This is a genomic window from Chitinophaga nivalis (genome assembly GCF_025989125.1).
GTDB lineage: Bacteria > Bacteroidota > Bacteroidia > Chitinophagales > Chitinophagaceae > Chitinophaga > Chitinophaga nivalis.
The window spans coordinates 3,041,760-3,064,900 of sequence record NZ_JAPDNR010000001.1 but is presented as its reverse complement, the minus strand read 5'-3'; the positions used below and the strand labels follow the sequence as shown (position 1 = coordinate 3,064,900).

The following is a 23,141-nucleotide window of genomic DNA, read 5'->3' as shown; positions in this document are numbered from 1 at the left end:
TTTGTTTGACTGATCAAGATAATTGATAGCAAAGAAAAATGCAAGCCATGGTTAGTTTTTGGCTTTCCAGGCCTCCTCACGCGCTTTCATTTCCGCTTCGGTAAGCACTTCCTGGAAAGTACTGATATACCAGGTATTGCCGAAGGGATCTTTTACGCCGCAGGAACGTTCCCCGTAATACATATCCTGTGGTTCCATGGTGCTGCTACCGCCGGCATGTAGCGCCTTCCGGTATACTTCGTCTACGGATTTCACATAAAAGTGGAAATTGACCGTGGTAGGCGGATAAGCCGTACTGGCTTCACTGAGTTCCAGCATGGAGTCGTCCAGCTGTAGCTGTGCATGGCGTACCTGATTGTTTTCATCGGTGGCCACATATACCAGCTTTGCCCCAAATGCAGCCTGCAGAAAGGCGATCAGCTGATGAGCGCCGGTTACACTCAGGTAGGTGTTCAGTGCGTGGAAGCCCGCAGGTCTGTAATCTGTTGCCATGATGGGTGTATTTTTGAGGGGGAACGTATTATACTAAAGTTAAATTATTCTTAACGGGATCGGGATTTAATTTTTCCCGGGAAATAGTGTGTAATAAATTACGCACCGTCCCCATTCCTCCACATGTCAAAATAAAATATCCAATATCTATCCCTATAAAAATCAATCATTTACTATTCCCAATAAAAAAGCAGGGTTTTCGCTGATGCTCTGCAAACCATATGTATGAATACCTACACATCCACATCAGCCGGTTACCAACCGGCAAAGCCAGCAGCAGGGCGTTTTTACGATCGCTCCAATCTTATCAATGTAACAACGGAAGGTCGTCTTGTATCTATTTTTACCGGTTCGTGGCTGGTAGGGGCTGCCATTAGTCAGGTAGACAAAAGGCCACTGGGCAGTTTACTGAAAATACTGACTGCCGGTTATTTGCTTTACCGGGGCGTATCGGGCAACTGTTTACTGAACGGCTTTATGGGCAAAAGGAATACGGACCGGCACACGACTGCTATAAATATCCGCACGACCTTAACCATCGACAATCCCAAGGAAGAAGTGTATTACTTCTGGCGGCAGTTAAATAACCTGCCACTGTTTATGAAGCACCTGATATCAGTAGAGGAAAAAGATCCTTTTCATTCTCATTGGGTAGTAAAAGGTCCTGGTGGCATTGGTACCCTGGATTGGGATGCGGAGATTGTAAAAGAGATTCCCGGTGAAATGATCGGATGGCGTTCATTGCCTGGTTCATCGATTGCTACGGCGGGCAGGGTCGCTTTTTCACATGCGATGAATGGTGGTACCACGATTGATGTGATGATCACCTACCGCCCACCGGCCGGCTATGTAGGCACCGGTCTGGCGTGGTTGCTCAATCCGGCCTTTGAAAATATGATCATTAAAGATATCAGGGGATTTAAGCATTACATGGAAACCGGAGAGCCTATTGTATAACCGGCATGCCGGCAACAAAAAATACGCATGGTGTAAGAGCGCTTATTGCTATACACCATGCGTATTTTTTTATACAGCTGTTCACTGTTTTATGAAAGTACTTCCTGTTTAAACCGATCGTACGTACCCTGACTTTTATTAATCAGCTTGAGTACTCTTTCCCGCACATCATCTTCCAAACCTGATATTTCGTGTTCAAATACATCTCTCAGATCAGACAATTCATCTGTACCTTTCCCCAATAACCCATTCACTTTTTTGCGCCAGCCATCTGCTTTGTTCTTAATTTTTTTACGGGTTGCATTGCCACTATCCGGTGCTACTAAAACTCCGATCACCAGACCTGTAGTTATTCCTGCAAGGGCACCAGCTAAAAATTTGGTAGTAGACATAATCACTAGATTTTTTATGGTTAAACAAATGAAAAGCAGGCGTTGTTCACCTGTACATCTGTTAGCCGATTTTTCAAATATCAGGCCAGGAATGGCCCCGATAGTGATACATAGGCTGAGTTATTCTCTTAAAGACTTTAATAGCATTGATAAAATAGCTGTCTGGGGATCAACCGGAGTTACTGCTCCAAAAATTGAAATACCAATGCCTGTTACTTATAGGGTCGTTTTAGTGAAGTAAGTATATGGGAGGTGTTACGTCATCATAAGTGGGAGAGAAACTGTCCGGAACAACATTAGGCACAACATTGTTCCGGCAGGTGGATAAGGTAAGCGTGTTAGATAATGGAATTCATAAAGTCAAACGGAGCAGTAAAATAGTTAAGTTCTCCAGTTTTTCAAAACTTTTTGAAAGAGATGAAAAAATAAATTTATTTAAAAAGTCAGGCCCTCACTGAAGAATCGCTTCCAGTAAGGGCCTGCGGAAAATTTATTGCTTTTTTAAATATTAAAACAATTCCTATGTGTACGAATTTGCGGTGATCGTTACCATTGATGATGACACTTATTTTTCTTCCAGCAACGTTGTAATCAACCGGTTAAAATCAGATTGGAACTGTGCATAATGTTCACCGGTTCCTGGTCCGGAAAAGCCGGTATGTACTTCTTTCACTTTGCCTTTTTTATCAATGAAGATGGTAGTGGGGAAACCCTTGATACCCGTCAGCTGTGGCAATGTTTTTTCACCTTTCTGCGGATCGCCGGGCGTTACACCGGTAATCAGCACAGGATACTGTACATTAAAACGGCGCAGAAATCCCTGCAGGCTCTGTCTGGATTTTTCGAAATCAGGCGTACGTTCGTAAGCCAGCCCGATAACTTCCACACCCCGGTTTTTATTCTTTTTGTACCAATCGCTCAGGAAGCCTGTTTCATCCATACAGTTGGGGCACCAGGAACCCATGAGCGTAATGACTACTACTTTGTTTTTGAAGCGGGCATCTTTGATGCTCACCTTTTTTCCGTTCATATCCGGGAAAGTGAAGTCGAGTTGTTCTTGTCCGGGCTTCACCGTAGCCAGGGTTCTTTCATCCGGTAATTTTGCGGCATTGTTTTTTGCGGCTACCCAATCTTCCACATGATCTCCGATACCGGCATAAAAACGACCGGCAGTGATGCTATCGCCTTTTACCAGCGCGGTGAACAAATAGGCGTGAGAACCGTCGAAGGTGGAGAGTTTTAAGGTATCTCCGTCTACTACCCCATCCAGGAAACGGTAATCGCCGGTAGGGCTGAGAAAGGTACCGTGTACAGTATGACCGGTTTGTTTGAATTCGCCGATCAGGTTATCGGAACTTTTACCGGTAGCATCTGAAAACCGGCTCTCCCAGCGGCCGGTTACATTGCCGGAGGGCTGTGCTTTCACCGGAAATCTTTCCGGTGTATTGGCCCGCGCAGAAAAAGGAATGCTGACATCTTTATCTGCCAGGTGCCGGATCCATTCACCGGTTACCTCGCCTGCGGATACAAAAGCGGCCTTGAATTCGGAATCAAAAAAAGGCATCTTAATAAAAAGAGAATCACCCGCTATCCGTACCTCATCTACCAGTAACTTGTCTGTTGCATTTAATACATACAACACTTTTTTACCGGCTTTATCTTTCACTTCAAAATTAAAAACAATGTCTGCCCCGTCTTTACGATGCAGTTTTGCCTGCCATACCCCATTGGACAGGTCATGTGCGCTGCCTGTCTGCCAGGCAGTCATCAGGCCGATACCGGCCAGGCAAGAGATCCAGAATTTTTTCATTCGTCTAGTTTTGTGAATAGTTCCTTTCTCCAAACAGCAGGCTGCCAATACGTACCATGGTGCTGCCTTCCTGCAGCGCAATGGTGTAGTCGGCACTCATGCCGATGGACAATTCATGAAAGTACGGTTCGTTGTTAAAAAATTGGTTTTTAACAGACCCGAATAATTGCCGGAGCTGGTGGAACTCTTTGCGGATCTGGGTTTCGTCGGTTGTATTGGTGGCCATTCCCATCATGCCGGTGATACGTATACCGGAAAAGGCAGCAGGGGTAGTTTGCCAGGTTTGCAGCAGTTGCTGTACTTCCTGCTCATCCATGCCAAACTTGGTTTCTTCTGCCGCCACATGTACCTGTAGCAGACAGTTGATAACACGCTGGTTTTTCACAGCCTGTTTATTTATTTCCTGCAGTAATTTCAGGCTGTCCACTGCATGAATGGTATGAACAAAAGGTGCGATGTATTTTACTTTATTGGATTGCAGGTGGCCGATAAAATGCCATTCAATATCTGCCGGTAAAACGGCTTGTTTCTCTGTAAGTTCCTGCACATAGTTTTCGCCGAAGATGCGTTGGCCGGCGGCATAAAAAGCCTCCAGATCGGCTACCGGTTTCGTTTTGGAGACGGCTACCAGCTTTGCCTGGTAAGGTAACAACTGCGCCAGGACTTCCTGGTATGCGGTAAGATTTATAGACATGCAGCAAAGATAGAGAATTGGTATTACGAATGAAGCATTACTGATCCGCCTTCCCGCAGGAGCCGGCTCAGTAATGCTTCATGGGTGATTCTCCTGTTACGACAATATAGACCTGCTGATCACGATCCGTTGTACTTCGGAAGTACCTTCATAGATCTGCGTGATTTTGGCATCGCGCATCAGGCGTTCCACATGATATTCTTTTACAAAGCCATAGCCACCGTGTACCTGCACAGCTTCTGTAGTTACCCACATGGCTGTTTCAGACGCAAATACCTTGGCCATGGAACCACTCAGCGTATAATCGAGGTGTTGATCCTTTTCCCAGGCGGCTTTCAGGCACAACAGGCGGGAAGCCTCAATGCGGGTAGCCATATCTGCCAATTTAAACTGGATCGCCTGGTGCTGGCATATTTCTTTTCCGAATGCTTTTCTTTCCTTGGAGTATTTCAGGGCCAGTTCGTAAGCGCCACTAGCAATACCCAGTGCCTGAGAAGCGATACCAATACGGCCGCCGGCGAGGGTTTTCATGGCAAATTTAAACCCGAAGCCATCTTCTCCGATCCGGTTTTCCTTTGGCACTTTTACATCCTGGAACATAATACTGTGGGTGTCACTACCACGGATACCCAGTTTATTTTCTTTCGCCCCCACGGTAATACCAGGGGTATTTTTTTCTATGATGAGGGCATTGATACCTTTACTGCCTTTTTCCGGGTGGGTTTGGGTAATCACCAGGTATACACTGGCGGTGTTACCATTGGTAATCCAGTTTTTGGTACCGTTTACCAGGTAGTGATCTCCTTTATCTTCGGAGAGGGTACGCTGCGAAGTAGCATCAGATCCGGCTTCCGGCTCACTCAACAGGAAAGCGCCGATGATTTGTCCGGATGCCAGCGGCACCAGGTATTTTTGTTTCTGCTCTTCTGTACCAAATGTTTCCAGGCCCCAGCAAACCAGGGAGTTGTTTACACTCATTACCACGGAAGCAGAAGCATCAATTTTTGAGATTTCTTCCATAGCCAACACATAAGAGATCGTATCCAGGCCTGCCCCACCGTATTTCGGGCTTACCATCATCCCCAGGAATCCCAGTTCTCCCAGCTTCTTAATCTGTTCTGCCGGAAATTTCTGGTGTTCGTCCCTTTCTATTACACCTGGTAATAATTCGTTAACAGCAAAATCACGGGCTGCCTTTTGTATCATCAGATGCTCTTCTGTAAGTTGATAATCCATGGTTATATTTTTAATATAGTGATAGCCCAAATTATTTATAAATCAGCAGGTAAAAAAATGACCTGCTTAAAATTCAACATTCTCAAGCAGAATTAACTATTTTTTGAATGAAATGCTACAATAACGCTACTGTATTGGATTTGGTTCATATATTCCCCCCGCCTCTTTTACCATTATAAGATTTACTGCTTTGGGCGTTCGCATAAATTCCTGTAGCTTGCCTATAATGATGTATTTATGAAGAATATCAAAATAATAGAAGTTAAATCGGAAATAGGTGCGGGTACCCGGGGTGCCAGTTTAGGTGTGGATGCGATAAAAATTGCCGCGCTGGACTTCATGAGCAACTTTTTTGTACATTTTCCTACAGAATCCATTGAAACAGAAAACAAGCTCCTGTTTGAACCCATTGAATCCCCTTATGCCAAAAGAATTAAAGGGACCTACAGCATGTATGAGCGCATCAGCAAGAGTGTATGCGAAACCGTTAAGGCAAACTGGTTCCCGGTATTGCTTTCCGGCGACCATAGCACTGCCGGCGCCACTATTGCCGGGCTGAAAATGGCACATCCCAAGTCCAGGCTGGGTGTTATCTGGATAGATGCCCATGCGGACCTGCATACCCCTTACACCACGCCTTCCGGCAATATGCATGGTATGCCGCTGGCTACCGCTATTGCAGAAGATAACCTGGATTGTAAGGTACATGAAGTAGATGAAAACACAGCTAAAACGTGGAATGCCCTGAAACAGATCGGTAAAATAGCCCCCAAGGTATTACCGGAGGACATTGTATTCATCTCCCTGCGGGATTATGAGAAAGAAGAAGATTACCTGATCAAACAATATGGGATGAAGGTAATTACCACCAGCGAAGTACGCCGGAAAGGACCTGAAAACATCTCCCGTTCTGTATTCCGCTATCTCAGCGAGTGTGAGTATATCTATGTGTCTTTCGACGTGGACAGCCTGGATGCCTCCATTTCAAGAGGTACCGGTACCCCGGTAAGCAATGGTCTGCGGGAGCGGGAAGCAGAAGATCTGGTGGCCAAATTCATGCAACACCGGAAAATCTGCTGTTTTGAGATCACGGAAGTAAATCCTACCCTCGACCGCGAAAACCTGATGGCCGAAATTGCGTTTAACATCCTGCAGCGTAGCGTCAATGTACTGATGATGAACTAGCCGCCGATTCCTTACGGTTTGATCTTAAAATATGCTACCAGCCAACCGGTTACTTCACTGTAGCTGCGAATTCCCTTTTCCTGTTTATTGGCTTTCAGGTAGCTGTCATAGAACAGGGTAAAATACTTATCTGCCTTGCTGGTATATCGTTCATAGAAGTCGATCATGGCTTTGTGATCCGCTTTTACGCCCGGTAAGGTCCTCTTCCACAATGTTTTGGCGAGGGTACTGTCCTGATAGCCGAGCTGCCGCACACTATAGAGGAACATGTCAAAATGGGCGGAATAACGGAAACGGCTATCCGCAATGCTGGTAGCAGCCAGGTAACCAATGAAATTGGCATCTTCCTCCGGGGCATACCCCAGCTGATGGGCTATTTCATGACAGGTGATAAAGGGCTGCAGTACTGCCGGCACCGTTGTATTTACCTGTGCTTCGTTGGTAAAAGGGTTGAGATAACCGGTAGTACCTGCATAGTTCATCCATTCTCCGAAAAGGGAGGGTTTCACGCAGGGGGCTTTGTACCGGAGTGCCGGCCATTTCTCTGCGGCGGCCGCATAAGCAGCTATGGCCTGCTTAAAAAGCGGGGTACCGGTTGTATCCGGCGTCATAATGCCCACGGTATCACCGGTATTATACTTTTCCTTGTTGACCAGCTGCAGCAGGGTATCCGTCAGCTGATACAGCTGGCGGGTATTATAGTCGCCACTTACCACGCCGGTTTCATAAGGAATGGAGTAGCGGTCGTAGTTAAATCCCCATAGTACCAGGAAGGCCAGGTAACAGGCCGACAGGAAACTGATACCGCTCAGTATCAGCAGTAATATGCGCTCCCATGCCAACCGGATCAGGTTATAACATAGTTTTAACAAATAAACTATTCCTGCAATAACCCAAGCGGTATATATTACATCGCCAACACTAAATGGTACTATACCTGTTACTTGTCTAAGTGTCCAACTGCTCCATGCGTACCACCTGTGAAAGTAGAAATCGCAGCACTGATTGCTCCAGGCAAATAATCCTTTTAACAATAGTATAGCCGTAAGTGTTAGTACAATACGGATAATTTTCTTTTTAATTTTGGCTTTTGTTTCCATATTAAGTGGCGGAACATGATGGATGAAAATTTACAAATACAACTGAGTGCGGCGCTTTCCGAACAACTAAAGGTGAAAATACATATTAATGAGGCAAAAAGTGTACATGGGGGTGATATAAATGAAACTTTTCGTATAGCCACCAACGAAGGTTATTATTTCGTAAAACTCAACGATGCCAAGCGTTATCCGGAAATGTTTACCCAGGAATATGCGGGTCTGAATATGCTCCGATCCGTGAAAGCGCTGACACTGCCACAGCCCCTGGCTTTAGGCCAGGCAGGCTCCTATTCCTTTCTGGTGATGCAATTTATGACCAAAGGGGCCACCATTCCTGACTTCTGGGAAGATTTCGGGATTTCGCTGAGCCGGCAACACCGGGTCACCCAAAAAAACTTCGGCTATCCCGGTCCAAATTATCTGGGTACCTTAAAACAATATAATACTCCCTATAACAGCTGGCCTGTATTCTATGCCTTTAACCGGCTCTTACCGCTGATCAGGATGGCGTATGACCAGCAGCTGGCAGACAAGCAGCTGGTACAGCAGGTAGAAAGGCTTTGCCGGCAGCTGCCGCAGTTGTTTCCGGCGGAGCCGCCGGCACTGTTGCATGGCGATCTGTGGTCAGGTAATTTTATGGTAGGGCCGAATGGGAAGGCCTGTGTTTTTGATCCGGCAGTATATTACGGTCACCGGGAGATGGACCTGGCGATGACCCGGCTTTTTGGGGGCTTTGACAATCGTTTTTACCAGGCGTATCAGCAGGCATGGCCACTGGCGACGGGTTGGCAGCAGCGGATCGGCATTTGCCAGTTGTATCCCCTGCTGGTGCATATGCTGTTATTTGGCGGACATTACTACAATGATATCCGGGACGTGTTGCAGGCTTTTTAATCTCCTCCTGCCTCATTTACAAACGCTCTCATCTTGCCATATTCAGCTTCCACCACAGGATAGAACTTCGTGACTTCTACCGTGATTTCATTAAAGAGGCTGGCTATTTCATTGTTATGATATTCCTGATGGGTACGCAGGTAGTTTTCCAGGATCTGCATTTTGGCGCTGATCCAGGTAAGTCCGACCATGGCGAAATTGGGCTTTAATTTGTGTACCTGGAATTTCATTTGTTCCCAGTCATGCCGTTCTACCAGTACTTTCAGCTTGGCGACTTCTTCCCGTATGGTTCTGATAAAAATTTCAAACAGGTCTGCAGCATAGGAAATATTATTTTCATAGAGCGCCGTCAGATAGCGCACGTCCAGATCATTGTTGAATTCATAACCACTTAGGTTCTGCACTTCTTCCATTATTAATTCAGTTTCGTCTTCGTTGAGATATTTATTAAATACTTGTAACAGTTGATCCGGTGTGTAGGGTTTGGTAAGCATATCCGTAATACCGGCCGCTCTTGCCATGCTGGCGGTACTTTCCATGGCTACTGCCGTGGTGGCAATCACCGGGGTGGCTACATTGGGCTGGGCTTCATTTGCTCTGATCTTTTGGGCCAGTTCCAGGCCGTTCATGCCAGGAATGCGGATATCCATCAGGATGAGGTCATATTGCCGGGATTCCAGGAAGTAAACTGCATCGGGGCCGTTGGTAGCCAGCTGATAGTCGATCCTGTATTTTTCCAGTAAGCTCATGATGTAACGGAGGTTCATCGGATTGTCTTCCACCACCAGTACCCTGGCGCCTTCGAAAGAGTGTTGCCTGAATTTCCGGCTTTGTTTTCCGCCGGTGGCAGACAACGGTTTCCGGCTATCCATAAATGGCAGGTTAAAAGAGAGGCAGGTATTAAATCCGGCAGCTTCCTCCACACCGATCGTACCACCCTGCAATTCCACCAGCTGTTTGGCGATAGCCAGTCCCAATCCGGTGCCGCCGTATTTTTCCCGGATATCTCCTTCGGCTTGTTTGTAGTTCCGGAAGATCAGTTCCAGTTTATCTTTTTTGATGCCGATACCAGTATCACATACCCGGAACCGTATCCAGATTTTATCCTCGCGCCAGCTCTCCAGAGAGGCTTTCACCGCTATCTCTCCTTCTCCCGTAAACTTCTCTGCATTTCCTAACAAATTGAGTAGTATTTGGTTCAATAGCATATCATCGCCAATCAGCCAGGTATTCAGGCTGGCTTCCAGTTCCGCGGTGATTTTGATAGGGCGGCGACCCAGTTTCAGCTCAAAGGTATGTCGCAGGGATTGTATTAATTCGCGGAGATTAAATTCGCGCTGATTTACCTGGAATTCGCCCGCTTCTATTCTGGAAATATCCAGAATATCGCTGACGATGCCCAGCAGTATACCAGAGGAATGTTTCAGGATGCTGACATATTCTTTTTGCTGTGCATCCAGGTTGGTTTCATCCAGGAGATGTGCCATGCCAATAATGGCATTTAGCGGCGTGCGGATTTCATGACTCATGCTGGCCAGGAAATCCTTTTGGGCATGCCGGGCTTCTTCTGCCTGGCGGCGGGCCTCTTCCAGTTCCTGTTGCAGTTTTTTCTGGTGGGTGATATCCATGTGGATACCGGCCCCCCCGATGATATTACCGCTATGATCGAAAATATTCGCGGAACTGGCCATCACCCAGCGGCGGGTACCGTCTTTCAGTACCACTTCCATATCGTATACCAGGGGCACGTTATCGTTGATCCGGTGTTTGCGCAGGTTACTGGCGAAGTCGCGGTTCTCTTCCGGCACAAATACCTCCGTGATATTTTTTCCGATCAGTTCTTTTTCCTCATAGCCGGAGAGGCGGCAAAAACTTTCGTATACGCGGGTGATATTGCCCGCTACGTCTGTTTCGCACATGGCGGCGTTGAGGTTGTTGAGTATGACCCTGAATTTCTCCTCATTTCTCCTGATGGCAGCCTGTACATTATGTTTACGGGTGATATCAATAATCTGCCAGATACTACCTTTAAACTGCGGGCCGTCAAAAACGGGCAGGTAGGAGATTTCCCATATCTGACCATTGGTAAAAGGAAGCTGCCAGCCGAAATAAGGTTTTTTATCGCGGGTAAGCGTCTTCATTTTCTTTTCGAAGGCCTGCGGTTCGGAGATCAGGGGTATAAAATACCTGATCAGGGCGGCCAGGGAGAGGCCAACCGGCGAGGGAGTCGTTATTTTTTTTTCAAACACCCCGTTGATCCAGCTACACTGATGCGTTTCACTGGTAACCAGGATGCCGGCGCTGGTATTATTGAGGCAGGCCGTTAATGGCAGGGTAAAGATCGCTGGTACTGGTGTTGGCAGACCAGCAGCAACAGGAGTGCTCTTTTTCCTACTGTTTTGTCCTATGGGCTTCATTTTCGTTTGACAGAATGGGGAAATACAGGTTATTTTCAATTTTTTCCCTGCGTTGCGAAAAACAGGCATGAGATAAAAGTTGAATTGATTACCTTTGCATCTCACTTCTGGTGCCACAAGACAGTAGTATGGCTGACATTTTATTATATAAATATAAGTATATATATAATAGAATATCGATAGTGAACAAATTTATGAAATTTTTGCAATTGCAAATATTTAATTACCTTTGCATCCCTCTAAAAGTGAGGATATTAATATGAAACCACTCCGCGAATTTGAGATTGCCTTTGTAGGACTAAAACCAGGGGTGCATTCATTTCAGTATGAGATAGGAGATAGTTTCTTTGATAACTTTGAAGGTCCGAAAGAATTCAATGATTGTAAAGCCAGTATTAATCTGAGCTTAGACAAGAAGAGTAATTTTTTTCTGCTGAAATTTGAAATAGGCGGCACGGTAACAGTAACATGTGATCGTTGCGGTGAACCCTTCCAACTGCGGTTATGGGACGATTTCAATCAGATAGTAAAACTGGTTGACAATCCGGAAGAAATGGCCAGTGAAGAAGAAGATCCGGATGTATCGTATATTTTAAAAACAGAAAGTCACTTAAATGTGGCTCCCTGGATATACGAATTCATCCATCTGAGTATTCCCATGCAGCGTATACACCCCGACAATGCCGATGGCAAAAGCGGTTGTAATCCTAAGGTGATTGAAATGCTGGAACGAATGAACCAGCAGGCTAAAGAAAATGATAATCCAATCTGGAAAGGATTGGATAAATTTAAGGACAATTAAAAATTAAATAAAATGCCAAATCCTAAACGCAGACATTCTCAGCAAAGATCAGCAAAGAGAAGAACGCATTATAAGGCGGTAGCGGATACATTAAGCACAGACAGCGCAACCGGTGAAGTGCACCTGAGACATCGTGCTCATTGGGTGGAAAACAAACTGTACTACAAAGGAAAAGTAGTATTGGAAAAACAGAGCAGCGCTAAATAATTAATTTTACTAATTTTACCCGAGCTAACAAGAACAAACTTGAGTTACATGAGAATCGGGCTTGATATGATGGGCGGCGACTTTGCCCCCACAGAGGCAGTAAAAGGAGTAAAAGCATTTTTAGACACCGTTGCAGCTGACGTGCATCTGGTGCTGATCGGAGATGAGCAACAGCTCCTCCCATTAGTAGCGGAAGCACAGTTGGACCAATCAAAATATTCAGTTGTTCATTCATCCCAGACCGTTGGGATGAATGAACATCCTACCAAGGCACTGAAAGAGAAGCCACAATCTTCTATCTCTATCGGTTTTCATTTGTTAAAAAATGAAAAAATAGATGCCTTCATCAGTGCTGGTAATACCGGCGCCATGATGGTAGGCACCTACTATTCCATTAAGGCGATAGAAGGCGTGCAACGGCCAACAATCTCTACTTTAGTACCCCGTGAAAACGGAACGTACGGCCTTTTACTTGACGTGGGTATCAACGCCGACTGCAAACCAGAAAACCTAGTGCAATTTGCCATTCTTGGTTCCCTCTATTCACAGCATATCCTGAAGATTGATAATCCGAAAATAGGCTTGCTGAATATCGGCGAAGAAGAAGGTAAAGGCAATTTGCTCGCCCTGGCCACCTATCCCCTGCTAAAAGAAAACAAACAAATTAATTTCATCGGTAATATTGAAGGTAGAGACGTGCTGAGTGAAAAAGCCGATGTAATTGTATGCGAAGGTTTTACTGGCAACGTGATACTGAAAATGGCCGAATCATTCCATGAATTAGCGTTAAGACGCAATATCGAGGATGATTACATGAAAAAATTTGATTTTGAAGCATATGGCGGTACTCCCGTTCTAGGCGTCTCCAAACCAGTGATCATCGGTCACGGTATTTCAAAGGGTCTCGCCTTTAAAAACATGATACTGCTCGCACAACAAATGATAGAAAGTAAACTGCTCGAAAAGATCAAAGAAAGCTTTGTATCTAACGAGAAACAGTAATACCTGCTTTCAAAAAAGACATTAAAAAAGGCGTTCCAATACAATTGGAACGCCTTTTTTGCGTAGTGTCTTATCTTCTTATCCGTGTTGATGCAGTCATATTCCCCTGTTTCTTTGCTCCTTGTACCTCCCGCATCCGGTTTTTCCGGAAGCAGGGAGTATCCTGTCTTCCGGAAAATAACCTATCCCTGATGCCGGTCCTGGAACAACGGTAACTTCACATAAAAAGTAGTGCCTTCATTCAGCTTCGTTTCAAACCAGATCTCTCCACGGGCCTGCTCTGCAATGTTTTTACACATCGCCAGCCCCAATCCCGTACCGGAAGACTTGGTCGTAAAATTCGGCACAAAAATCTTCGACTGCACTTCCGGGGAAATGCCTTCTCCATTATCGGCCACACTCACCATCACCGATTGCTCTACAGCTTTTAACTGCACCACAATATGTCCTTTTTTATTCTCCGGAATAGCCTGAATTGCATTTTGCAACAGGTTGGTGAATAAACGGTTCATCTGGGTTTTATCTGCAAAAACATAAAACTCCTGTGCCGGTGCGATATATTCAATCAGGCACTCTTCATGGCTTTGATATAATCCGGTTAAAGAATGCAATACATCATTCACCAATACCACTTCATTCGCCGGTTCACCGATACGTGCAAAAGCCGAAAAATCGGAGGCGATATTCGACAAGTGTTCTATCTGCTCTACCAGCGTACCCGCCACATTCCGCGACAACTCTTTTACATTGGGCGAATCGCCCGCAATAGCCCGCTGCAGGTACTGGATACTCAGCTTCATTGGTGTAAGCGGATTCTTGATTTCATGGGCTACCTGCCTTGCCATTTCCCGCCACGCTCCTTCCCTCTCGCTCTTCGCCAAACGCGCCGCACTCACTTCCAGCTTACGCACCATTTTATTATACTCCTTCACCAGCGCACCGATTTCATCGTCTTTATCCCACTCTATCTCATCATTGCGCTGCCCCAGGTTTACATGGCGCAGCTTTTCTGTCACCAACGAAAATGAACGGGTAATAGAGTTGGTGATCAGCAATGCTACCATACCGGCGATCAGGAAAATAAAGGCATTAAACGTAATCAGGGCTACCAGGAAGCTGGAAATCTGCTGATTCAGTTCCGTTTGTGTAGCAAAGTAAGGTACATTCAGATAGGCAAATACTTCCCCGTTGCGGTCCCGCAGGGGCGTGTACCCCGACAGGAAAGACATCGTCCCTATTTTCTCTGTCTGGATAGCCTGCACCTTTTCCAGGCGGAACAGCTTGTAGTAGGCCATCGGCTCCATTTTGTTGGAGATCAGCCCCTTGTCTGTCATCATGGGCTGCGTGGTCAGCTGCAGGTTACCGTCATTGTCGTATACATTGATATCCAGGGCACGGTCGTCCGCAATATCGGATAAGGCGCCAGACAGGCGGCTCAGGAAAAAAGAATCATAGAGATCATCTATCTGGTCAGTATCCTGCTGCCGTTCAAAGACCTTTTCTACATCATGTGCCACCTCTCCCATGGTCCGGCTCAGTCTTTCGCGGTTCTGGGATTCGGACCGGTAAATGAAAAATTTAATGGTGGTAATCCCCAGAATAATAAAAGAGAAAATAACGATAAAAATGATGGTGCCGTGTACTTTCTTGCGGATACTAATGCTAATCAGGTTACGCACATTACTCAACCGCATACGGGCCTTGATCAGCAGATCAAATGCCTTGTATATCACAATAATCAACAGAAACAAACAGAACATGCAGGAAAACAACGTAATGAATTCCACGAAGGTGCGGCTCTGTTTTACCACAATCACCACTTTTTCCGACGAAGCCCTGTAAATCAGTTCTGAATGCCCTTCTACGGTTTTCACCGCCATATCGGTGGCTGGTAGTTCATGCGCATACAGCCGGATCGGGAATGGGAAGTCGTTGTTATTACTAACCAGTATGCCTTTATCGTATACCGCATAGGAATAGTTGGCGGCATATTCCCGGCTGAGATCCGTCAGCTCCCCTTCTACCAGCAGCTCCGGATACAATCGTTCACTACTGATTACTTTGGGAGACAACACATACACCAGCCATCCCGTGACGCCGTAATCTGATTTGTTGTGGAATTCCTTTTTGCCAATATAACTGTAATCATTAAAGCTGCGTTCATAATAATACAGGTCGTTGCCGCTTACCTGCAACGGAGAGGCTTCTGACTCAAACAACATTTTCCGGTTGAATGACATCAGGCTCACGGTATCCGACGCATAGACCGGTGCTCCGTTTTCATCATACGGATAAAACGTTACATTGAAGCGACTCAGGTATCCCTGAAAATATTTCTGCGACAACATCTCTTCCAGCTCTCCCTTTCGCTCCCGGTTATTTTTATTCTGGAAGAAATACTGCATGTATTCATCGTGCTCTATCTTCTTCCCTACTTCATTCAGCAACATCTCCAGGTAGGGATCTTTTTGTTTCGACAGGTCTTCTGCCAACCGTTCCCGCGTATATAACTCTTTCTGATTGTTATAATGTACCAGTACCCCGGAGGTAGTGATCGTGAGCAGGAACAACCAAAAGAGGAAGGGCACCGTGGCAGTGCTACTCTCAAAACGATCGGCCAGGAAGTCGAGGATCACGATGTATGCCAGCAACCAGATGACCATCGAAACAGAGAACATCAGCTCCGGATTATGAATACGGAACAACACCCAGATAATACCGACTGCCGCCAGCCAGATGTACTTGGTCCGATACTGGAAGTTGGTCAGTTCATTTAACAGGTAGTTAATGATCTGAGAGAAGAACAGGAAACTGAATGAGATAAAACCCAGTACCATCACGCCAATGACGCTGTATTCATTGAGACTGAAAAAGTTCGTCACATCAAAAGAGATGTGGGAATCGATCACGAGACTCTGTATCAAATCTGCCAGGAACTGCTCTACAATATAGAGAATCAGACTGGCGAAGATGATGATCACACTTTGCAGCCAGCGCTTTTTAATGACCGGCGGATTGATCGTTTTTACGTGTTCGCGGAAGAAGAGAATCATCCAGAAACTCAGCAGCACGTTCACCATGAGATCGCCCAGGGAGAAGAAGATATCATCTTTTGCATAGATCCTCGGGTCAAAGATATTCAGGGCCCGTAGGTTGAACGGGAAAGGATATACGTAGCTGAATACCCGCAAGCTGAATACGATGATGAACAGGAACAGAAAACCGTATAACGGGTTCGTGTTTTTGGCCAGCAGCGTGGCAAACAGGTTCAGGAAAATCAGTACGCAGATACAGCCCAGTATCCGCAGCGCCACACTCAGGTTGTTGGGCGGATGTACGTGCATCCCGGCGTTGTAATCCAGGTAAAACAACGTATCCCCGCGACCATTGAGTACCGGCAGGATAATATGTTCCGGCAGGATCAGCGCCGGTTGTTCGCGGAAGATATTGTATTCCGCACCTAGCTCGGCTTTATCATAAAAATGGCTGACGAGGTAATTATTGCGGATGGCATATTCCATCCGGATGGGGATCACGCCTACCAGAAAACGCTGGTGCCCCGGTACAGACCTGAGTTTGCGGGTAATCACTTCATAATAGCCATTTTTCAGCTTCATGAACTGGTCGCCTTCTTTCAGGGGTGCGCCTTGCAGCTCTTCCGGCTGCACCTGGCTGGTGCTCCAGAAAGTAAGCCAGTTGCCGCCATCACTGGCATCGTAGGCAAAAACGTAGTAATCGCGGTTATTGAGCCGCGCCAGTGTTTCTTCTGTATAGTTGCGCTGGAAAAGGCTGGAGGCTGTGGTGGTATCTTTTACCAGTTTGTCAAATGCCTTTTCCCGTTGGTGGATGCTTTTTTCCAGGCTGCGTTTCACTCCCTGCGGAGAAGAATAGTACGACCAGTAGTTACTGAACAGGAATGCGAAAGTAAAAAGCCATGCTGCAATGATCAGCAGATATCCATGACGCAGGAAAAAAAGTCTTATTTCTTTAGTATCGATCAACTTTGCTGTTTATATGATATACCCGGATAATCGGCTGGTGGCGGTTTTACAACCGGTCTTCAGCAGCCGGCCGTTGCCGGGCAAAAATTATACCTGTTCTGCCGCTTTCACCTGATTCCAAAGTGTATCCATTTCCGTTAGTGTCATATCATTGAGCGTACGCCCCTGTTGCAATGCCATTGCCTCCATTTCCTGAAACCGGCGCTGGAATTTTTTATTGGTACGTTCCAGTGCATTCTCTGCATCTATTTGCAGGAAGCGGGAGTAATTCACGAGAGAGAACATAACATCCCCGAATTCGGCTTCCTTCTCTTCCTGTGACTTGGTCTGTACGGCTTCTTCCAGTTCATGGACTTCTTCCTTCACCTTTTCCCATACCTGATCAGCCGTTTCCCATTCGAAACCGGTTTGTTTGGCTTTTTCCTGCAGTCGCATGGCTTTCACCAGTGCAGGCAGGGAAACCGGTACCCCGCTGAGTACAGATTTTTTACCTTCTTTCAGTTTCAGCTTCTCCCAGTTTTGTTTGACTTCTTCTTCATCCGCTACGGTCACATCTCCATAAATATGCGGGTGGCGGTGAATGAGTTTCTCACATACCCCGTTGATGACATCGTTGATATCAAATTTTTGCTGCTCTGCTCCTATTTTGGCGTAGAATACAATATGCAGCAGGATGTCACCCAGTTCTTCCTTAATGGATTTCCAGTCCTCGTCCGTAATGGCATCTGCCAGCTCATAGGTTTCTTCAATAGTCAGCTGCCGGAGGGTCTGGATAGTTTGTTTACGGTCCCATGGGCATTTTTCCCTTAAATCGTCCATGATTTGCAAGAGGCGATCGAATGTTGGTTTCTTTTCCATATAGTGTAAAAATAGGGAGAGATTTCGGGATTTCTTGATTTTGGGAAGGTCGGATTTTGTTTCTGTACAGGGGCCAAAATGACCAAATCTGAAAATAAAAAAATATACAAATGTTTGAAAGGCATTTTAATTACATTTGCGGGCTGTAAAAATCTAGTGATTTACTGATAGGGATCTTTACATATTTTGCTTTCGTGGTATATCTTCCGGGGCAATAATATCTAAAGATCTGCTCTCAAAAAGATCCCAAAATTTATTGATATGAATCCGAAACACATTGCGCTTATTTCATCGGAACTGGGTATTGCGGCGAAACAGGCTGAAAATACCATGAACCTCTTAGCTGAAGGTTCTACTGTACCCTTCATCAGCCGTTACCGTAAAGAGGTGACCGGCAGCCTGGATGAGGTACAAATCGGCCGTATTGAGGATCTCCAGAAACGCTACAAGGAAGTAGATGAACGCCGTGAGTTTATTATCAAAACCATTACCGAACAGGAGAAAATGACGCCGGAGTTACTGGAGAAGATCGAAGCAACCTGGGTACTGGCGGAGCTGGAAGATATTTATCTTCCCTATAAACCTAAACGCAAAACACGTGCGACCGTGGCCATTGAAAAAGGCCTGGAACCTTTGGCCAAACTGCTGTTTGAGTCGCAGGACGGTGATATTTCCGCAGCTGAAACCTTCCTCAACGAGCAGGTAGCTACTTCGGAAGAAGCCCTGAAAGGCGCCCGTGATATTATTGCGGAATGGATCAATGAAAACGCGGAATGCCGTGATAAACTGCGTAAATTATTTACCCATACCGGTAAACTGACCTCCAAAGTAGTGGAAGGTAAAGAGCAGGAAGGGGACAAATACAAAGACTACTTTGAATTCTCCGAAGATCTCCGTGAGATGCCTTCCCACCGGGTACTGGCCATTTTGCGTGCAGAATCTGAAGGTATATTGTTCAGCTCCATCGCACCTGTTGAAGAAGAGGCCGTGGAACTGATCAACAAACAATTTGTTACCGGTAAAGGCAAAGCAGCCGAACAGGTAGGCAAAGCGGCTGGTGATGCGTACAAACGTTTACTGCGCCCCTCCCTGGAAAACGAATTCCGGGCGGTAGCCAAAGAAAAAGCGGATACGGATGCCATCGAAGTATTTGCGGAGAACCTGCGCCAGCTGTTACTCGCAGCACCGCTGGGTCCTAAGGCAGTTATTGCCATCGACCCCGGTTACAGAACAGGCTGTAAAGTTGTAGCACTCGACAGCCAGGGCAACATGCTGGATAACAACGTTATCTTCCCGCTGGAAAAGAACTATAAAAGAGATGATGCCGAGGCACTGCTGAAAAAGTGGGCCGACCGCTATGATACCGCTGCCATTGCCGTAGGTAATGGTACTGCCGGCCGTGAAACAGAAGAATTTGTGAAGAAGATTGATTTCGGTAAGAAAATCAATGTGTTCATGGTGAATGAAAGCGGTGCTTCTGTATATTCTGCTTCTGAAGTAGCCCGTGAAGAATTCCCGGATCACGATGTAACCGTACGTGGTGCCGTATCCATTGGCCGCAGGCTGATAGATCCACTGGCGGAACTGGTAAAGATCGATCCTAAATCCATCGGTGTAGGACAGTACCAGCATGACGTAGGGCAATCTGCCTTAAAACAAAGCCTGGACCGCGTGGTCGTTAGTTGCGTGAACAATGTAGGCGTCAACCTCAACACAGCCTCCAAACACCTGCTGGCCTATATTTCCGGTCTGGGGCCTTCCCTGGCGGAAAACATTATCAAATACCGGAAAGAAAACGGCGCATTCAGCAACCGGATGCAACTGAAAAAAGTACACCGCCTGGGCGAAAAAGCATTTGAACAGTGCGCGGGCTTTTTACGTATCGAAAACGGAGACAATCCGCTGGATAATTCCGCCGTACACCCGGAACGCTATAGCCTCATCACGGAAATGGCTGCCAAACAGCATTGCACCGTAGGAGACCTGATCAACCAGGAAGACCTGCGCAAAAAGATCAATCCGAAGGATTATGTCAATGAAGAAGTAGGTATACTGACACTGGAAGACATCCTGAAGGAGCTGGCCAAACCAAGCCGTGACCCCCGCGATGAGATTGCAATCTTTGAATATGCGGAAGGTATCCACAAAATAGAAGACCTGAAAACAGGCATGGTATTACCGGGCGTAGTAACCAATATCACCGCCTTTGGCGCCTTTGTAGACATCGGCGTTAAACAGGATGGTCTGGTACACATCTCTCACCTGTCCAATAAGTTCATCAGCAATCCCAATGAAGCGGTAAAACTGAACCAGAAAGTACAGGTGACCGTGTTGGAAATTGATGTGGCCCGCAAACGTATTTCCTTGTCGATGAAAGATCAGGAAAAAGGTGGCGGACAACCTGCGCATAACAACGGTCCGCGTAAGGAACAACGCAAGGAAAAAGCACCGGCAAAAGAGGCGCCGCTGAATGATTTCCAGGCGAAACTGGCCGCGTTGAAAAACAAGTTTAACTAAGATCATCTATATAAAAACGCCGGCATTTTCAGACGCTTATGTCTTTGAAAATGCCGGCGTTTTTTATGTTTGTTACCGTCATCCGCTTTATTCAAATTGCTGCATCCATTGCAGGAATTTCTCCGGATAATCCGTATCTCCTTTTTCACTGAACAGCATCAGGCTTCTGTTGACGGTAAAGCCGAGGTAAATAATATCCCGCTCCATATCCACAGCAATGGCTGCTTCATCATAACCAGACTTCCCTGGCATGTATCCTTCGTTGAATAAGATCCTGTTTTCCACTTCTACCGGCGGCGTTACCTGTAACCGATCGAAAAAAGGCCGTTTAGCCTTATTCAGCAAGATATTTAACCGGGTTTTCAGTGGTTCTGCTTCAAATAGATTTGTTTCCATGGCGTATTTGCCATTGTAATCCCCAAAGGCATTCCAGGATGCCAGCAGGTCCGTATGAATAGTATCGCCCACCGTAATCATCGTATCTGTAGGCGGTAGCCTGGGTTCTTCTGCCAGGACAGTACTTCCAGCTTTCTGCGCAGCACCGTTACAGGCGATCACATAAAAGGAGGTAGATAACAGTAACACTACAGGTATCCGTCTCGCACTCATGGTTAAATTTTTTATTGTTTCATAGTAACGGGGCTCAAAAACCGACAGGGACTCTCTCCTGCTGACCAGCTGCAAGCCTGGTTTCCAGGCTGCCAATGGTTAGGTTAACAACGCAAATAATGGAATGTTTAATGGTTTTTCAATCTGAAGCCATCCTATTTTCCGGTAAAAACGGGCGCTCTTTTTTCAATAAATGCCTGCATTCCTTCCTTCTGATCCTCTCCTGCAAAAAGGAGATAAAAGTTTTTACGTTCGAAATGCAATCCTTCTTCCAGGGTGGTGTCAAAGGCTTTCAATACGGCTTCTTTTGCCATTTTAAGGGCAAGAGGACTCATCGCCGCTGCTTCTTTCGCCAATTTCACCGCCTCCTGCAGGTATAGTTCTACCGGTACTACCCGATTGATCAGCCCTGCCTGTAAAGCTTCCTGCGCAGTAATAAAGCGGCCGGTGAGCACCATTTCCATCGCCAGCGCTTTGCCTACCGCACGGGTAAGCCGTTGTGTACCACCGGCGCCAGGCATCACGCCGAGTTTTATTTCCGGCTGGCCGAAACGGGCCGTTTCGCTGGCCACAATCATATCACATAACATCATCAGCTCACAACCGCCACCCAGTGCAAAACCACTAACTGCCGCGATAATGGGCTTCTTTGTTTTCTTAATGGTATCCCACGTACTGAACTGGTCTGTGGTATACATGTCGATCGCAGATTTTCCTGCCATCTGCTTAATATCGGCGCCGGCAGCAAATGCTTTCTCATTGCCGCTTAATACGATTACACGTACGCTGTCATCCGCATCCAATGCTTTCAGGGCATCTCTTAGTTCGCCCATCAACTGCAAATTCAGTGCGTTCAGCTCTTTTGGCCGGTTTAACTGTATGTGGGCCACATAGGGCGCCACCTCGGGGTGTATGATAATGTGTTCTGGCTGCATATTTTAAAGTTAAAGAAATAAGCCAAAAATGAGTACAATGAATAACATAAAAACAACCATGGTAGTTAGTCCATATAATGTTACCAGCAAGGCGCCTTTGAAAAAGGAAGCCCGTAACGACTGCTGGTAGGTATTTTTCAGACCTGCCACTATATACGCAAAGATGAGCAGACAAGCCATCTGCGTATAAAATTCGCTATGCAGGTAATGCGTCAGACCATTGCCGATCAATAGCAGTATAAATGCAAAGGCATGGGTATGCAGTGCAAAAATGGCATGATCTCCATACACCCAGCGTTTCCTGCTATAAACCAATTTCATAAACCAGGCTGCCAGCGGCAGGATCAGGAACATCATTTTAGGGATGTTGTGCAGGAAGGATTCCACCAATACCTGCTGAAATGCGTCTCCATGCTCCTCCCGCAGCTCCACCATTCTCCGGGAAATACGTTGCTGCAGGAAGCCATCCTGTTTGGCTACCGGCAACGATTCCTGGTAATGATCATATTCCTCTACGTTTTTAAATCCTTTCCAGGTACGGGAGTCATCTTTTTTGGGCGCTACTGCAGCAGTATCCCCGACATTGATGGTTAGCAAAGCATTGTCATGGTGCTCCTTCTTTTTACCATGTGGACTATTTAATGCAAAGAACCCCAGGAAAAAGACAAAAGACACAAATACATACAGCTTAATCGGATTTACATATCGCACCCTTTTGCCAGCCAGGTATTCTTTGGTCAGAAATCCCGGACGGAGCAACAGGTATTTGAATGTTATCAGGAACTGGGAATCATAATGGAAGATATCTGCTACAAAATGTTTGCATAAGTGTCCGAATGATTCGTGTTGCACAGTGTTTTCCTGGCCGCAGTGTGTACAAAATCGTTCCGGTACAGTGGTACCACAGTTAAGACAGTTTTGGTCGATACGAAGCGCCTGTGTTTTCAAAAGTATAAGGTTCTAGTGGTTTAAAGATAGAAAAAAAATCTCCGTAATATTCTATTCCACAAAAACATACATTTAAGAAATTTTA

At 46.0% G+C, this 23,141-nt stretch carries 19 protein-coding genes; 7 read left to right on the top strand and 12 right to left on the bottom strand.

Going from position 1 to position 23,141, the window contains the following annotated elements; all coding sequences use genetic code 11:
* Positions 1 to 51 precede the first annotated feature (51 nt).
* Positions 52 to 492, bottom strand: coding sequence for a VOC family protein (locus OL444_RS12510; protein ID WP_264732858.1), 441 nt, complete (start codon positions 490 to 492; stop codon positions 52 to 54).
* Positions 493 to 717: 225 nt separating this feature from the next.
* Here OL444_RS12510 and OL444_RS12505 point away from each other — a divergent pair, with 225 nt between their 5' ends.
* Positions 718 to 1,449: an SRPBCC family protein gene (locus tag OL444_RS12505; protein WP_264732859.1), complete on the top strand. Its 732-nt coding sequence runs from the start codon at positions 718 to 720 to the stop codon at positions 1,447 to 1,449.
* Between the two features lie 89 nt (positions 1,450 to 1,538).
* Here OL444_RS12505 and OL444_RS12500 read toward each other — a convergent pair whose 3' ends face one another.
* The 4 genes from OL444_RS12500 to OL444_RS12485 form a co-directional block, all read right to left on the bottom strand.
* On the bottom strand, positions 1,539 to 1,841 hold the full coding sequence (locus OL444_RS12500; RefSeq protein WP_264732860.1) for a YtxH domain-containing protein: 303 nt from the start codon (positions 1,839 to 1,841) through the stop codon (positions 1,539 to 1,541).
* Between the two features lie 565 nt (positions 1,842 to 2,406).
* Positions 2,407 to 3,651, bottom strand: coding sequence for a TlpA disulfide reductase family protein (locus OL444_RS12495; RefSeq protein ID WP_264732861.1), 1,245 nt, complete (start codon positions 3,649 to 3,651; stop codon positions 2,407 to 2,409).
* Between the two features lie 4 nt (positions 3,652 to 3,655).
* The gene (locus OL444_RS12490) at positions 3,656 to 4,345 is read right to left on the bottom strand and encodes a YggS family pyridoxal phosphate-dependent enzyme (protein ID WP_264732862.1); all 690 of its coding nucleotides are present in this window, start codon (positions 4,343 to 4,345) and stop codon (positions 3,656 to 3,658) included.
* Between the two features lie 96 nt (positions 4,346 to 4,441).
* Positions 4,442 to 5,581, bottom strand: a complete 1,140-nt coding sequence (locus tag OL444_RS12485) for an acyl-CoA dehydrogenase (protein ID WP_264732863.1) — start codon at positions 5,579 to 5,581, stop codon at positions 4,442 to 4,444.
* Positions 5,582 to 5,818: 237 nt separating this feature from the next.
* Between OL444_RS12485 and OL444_RS12480 the strand changes: the two genes are divergently transcribed.
* The gene (locus OL444_RS12480; RefSeq protein WP_264732864.1) at positions 5,819 to 6,766 is read left to right on the top strand and encodes an arginase; all 948 of its coding nucleotides are present in this window, start codon (positions 5,819 to 5,821) and stop codon (positions 6,764 to 6,766) included.
* A gap of 11 nt (positions 6,767 to 6,777) precedes the next feature.
* Here the strand turns inward: OL444_RS12480 and OL444_RS12475 are convergent, their stop codons facing one another.
* Positions 6,778 to 7,866 (bottom strand): DUF3810 domain-containing protein, encoded by a 1,089-nt coding sequence (locus OL444_RS12475; protein ID WP_264732865.1) that lies wholly within the window; start codon positions 7,864 to 7,866, stop codon positions 6,778 to 6,780.
* 15 nt (positions 7,867 to 7,881) lie between these two features.
* Between OL444_RS12475 and OL444_RS12470 the strand changes: the two genes are divergently transcribed.
* Positions 7,882 to 8,760: a fructosamine kinase family protein gene (locus OL444_RS12470; protein ID WP_264732866.1), complete on the top strand. Its 879-nt coding sequence runs from the start codon at positions 7,882 to 7,884 to the stop codon at positions 8,758 to 8,760.
* On the opposite strand, the gene OL444_RS12465 is transcribed toward OL444_RS12470, so the two are convergent.
* Entirely contained in the window at positions 8,757 to 11,177 is a 2,421-nt protein-coding gene (locus tag OL444_RS12465) for a PAS domain-containing hybrid sensor histidine kinase/response regulator (protein WP_264732867.1), read from the bottom strand. The two genes, OL444_RS12470 and OL444_RS12465, sit on opposite strands and share 4 nt — an antisense overlap.
* A 259-nt stretch (positions 11,178 to 11,436) precedes the next feature.
* Between OL444_RS12465 and OL444_RS12460 the strand changes: the two genes are divergently transcribed.
* From OL444_RS12460 to plsX, 3 genes are read left to right on the top strand one after another with little or no spacing between them, the layout of a single operon-like run.
* A complete protein-coding gene (locus tag OL444_RS12460; RefSeq protein WP_264732868.1) occupies positions 11,437 to 11,979 on the top strand; it encodes a YceD family protein in 543 nt (180 codons plus the stop codon).
* A 12-nt stretch (positions 11,980 to 11,991) separates the two neighbouring features.
* Positions 11,992 to 12,186, top strand: a complete 195-nt coding sequence (gene rpmF / locus OL444_RS12455; protein WP_106528459.1) for a 50S ribosomal protein L32 — start codon at positions 11,992 to 11,994, stop codon at positions 12,184 to 12,186.
* A gap of 48 nt (positions 12,187 to 12,234) precedes the next feature.
* Positions 12,235 to 13,188, top strand: a complete 954-nt coding sequence (gene plsX, locus OL444_RS12450) for a phosphate acyltransferase PlsX (protein WP_264732869.1) — start codon at positions 12,235 to 12,237, stop codon at positions 13,186 to 13,188.
* Positions 13,189 to 13,370: 182 nt separating this feature from the next.
* On the opposite strand, the gene OL444_RS12445 is transcribed toward plsX, so the two are convergent.
* On the bottom strand, positions 13,371 to 17,189 hold the full coding sequence (locus OL444_RS12445) for a sensor histidine kinase (RefSeq protein ID WP_264732870.1): 3,819 nt from the start codon (positions 17,187 to 17,189) through the stop codon (positions 13,371 to 13,373).
* Between the two features lie 87 nt (positions 17,190 to 17,276).
* A complete protein-coding gene (gene mazG / locus OL444_RS12440; RefSeq protein ID WP_264732871.1) occupies positions 17,277 to 18,047 on the bottom strand; it encodes a nucleoside triphosphate pyrophosphohydrolase in 771 nt (256 codons plus the stop codon).
* Between the two features lie 261 nt (positions 18,048 to 18,308).
* Between mazG and OL444_RS12435 the strand changes: the two genes are divergently transcribed.
* Positions 18,309 to 20,564: a Tex family protein gene (locus tag OL444_RS12435; protein ID WP_264732872.1), complete on the top strand. Its 2,256-nt coding sequence runs from the start codon at positions 18,309 to 18,311 to the stop codon at positions 20,562 to 20,564.
* An 87-nt stretch (positions 20,565 to 20,651) separates the two neighbouring features.
* Here the strand turns inward: OL444_RS12435 and OL444_RS12430 are convergent, their stop codons facing one another.
* The 3 genes from OL444_RS12430 to OL444_RS12420 form a co-directional block, all read right to left on the bottom strand.
* Complete coding sequence (locus tag OL444_RS12430) at positions 20,652 to 21,173, bottom strand: Ivy family c-type lysozyme inhibitor (RefSeq protein WP_264732873.1); 522 nt, start codon at positions 21,171 to 21,173, stop codon at positions 20,652 to 20,654.
* Between the two features lie 155 nt (positions 21,174 to 21,328).
* Positions 21,329 to 22,108: an enoyl-CoA hydratase-related protein gene (locus tag OL444_RS12425; RefSeq protein WP_264732874.1), complete on the bottom strand. Its 780-nt coding sequence runs from the start codon at positions 22,106 to 22,108 to the stop codon at positions 21,329 to 21,331.
* Positions 22,109 to 22,117: 9 nt separating this feature from the next.
* Positions 22,118 to 23,056: a DUF3667 domain-containing protein gene (locus tag OL444_RS12420; RefSeq protein ID WP_264732875.1), complete on the bottom strand. Its 939-nt coding sequence runs from the start codon at positions 23,054 to 23,056 to the stop codon at positions 22,118 to 22,120.
* Positions 23,057 to 23,141: the final 85 nt, after the last annotated feature.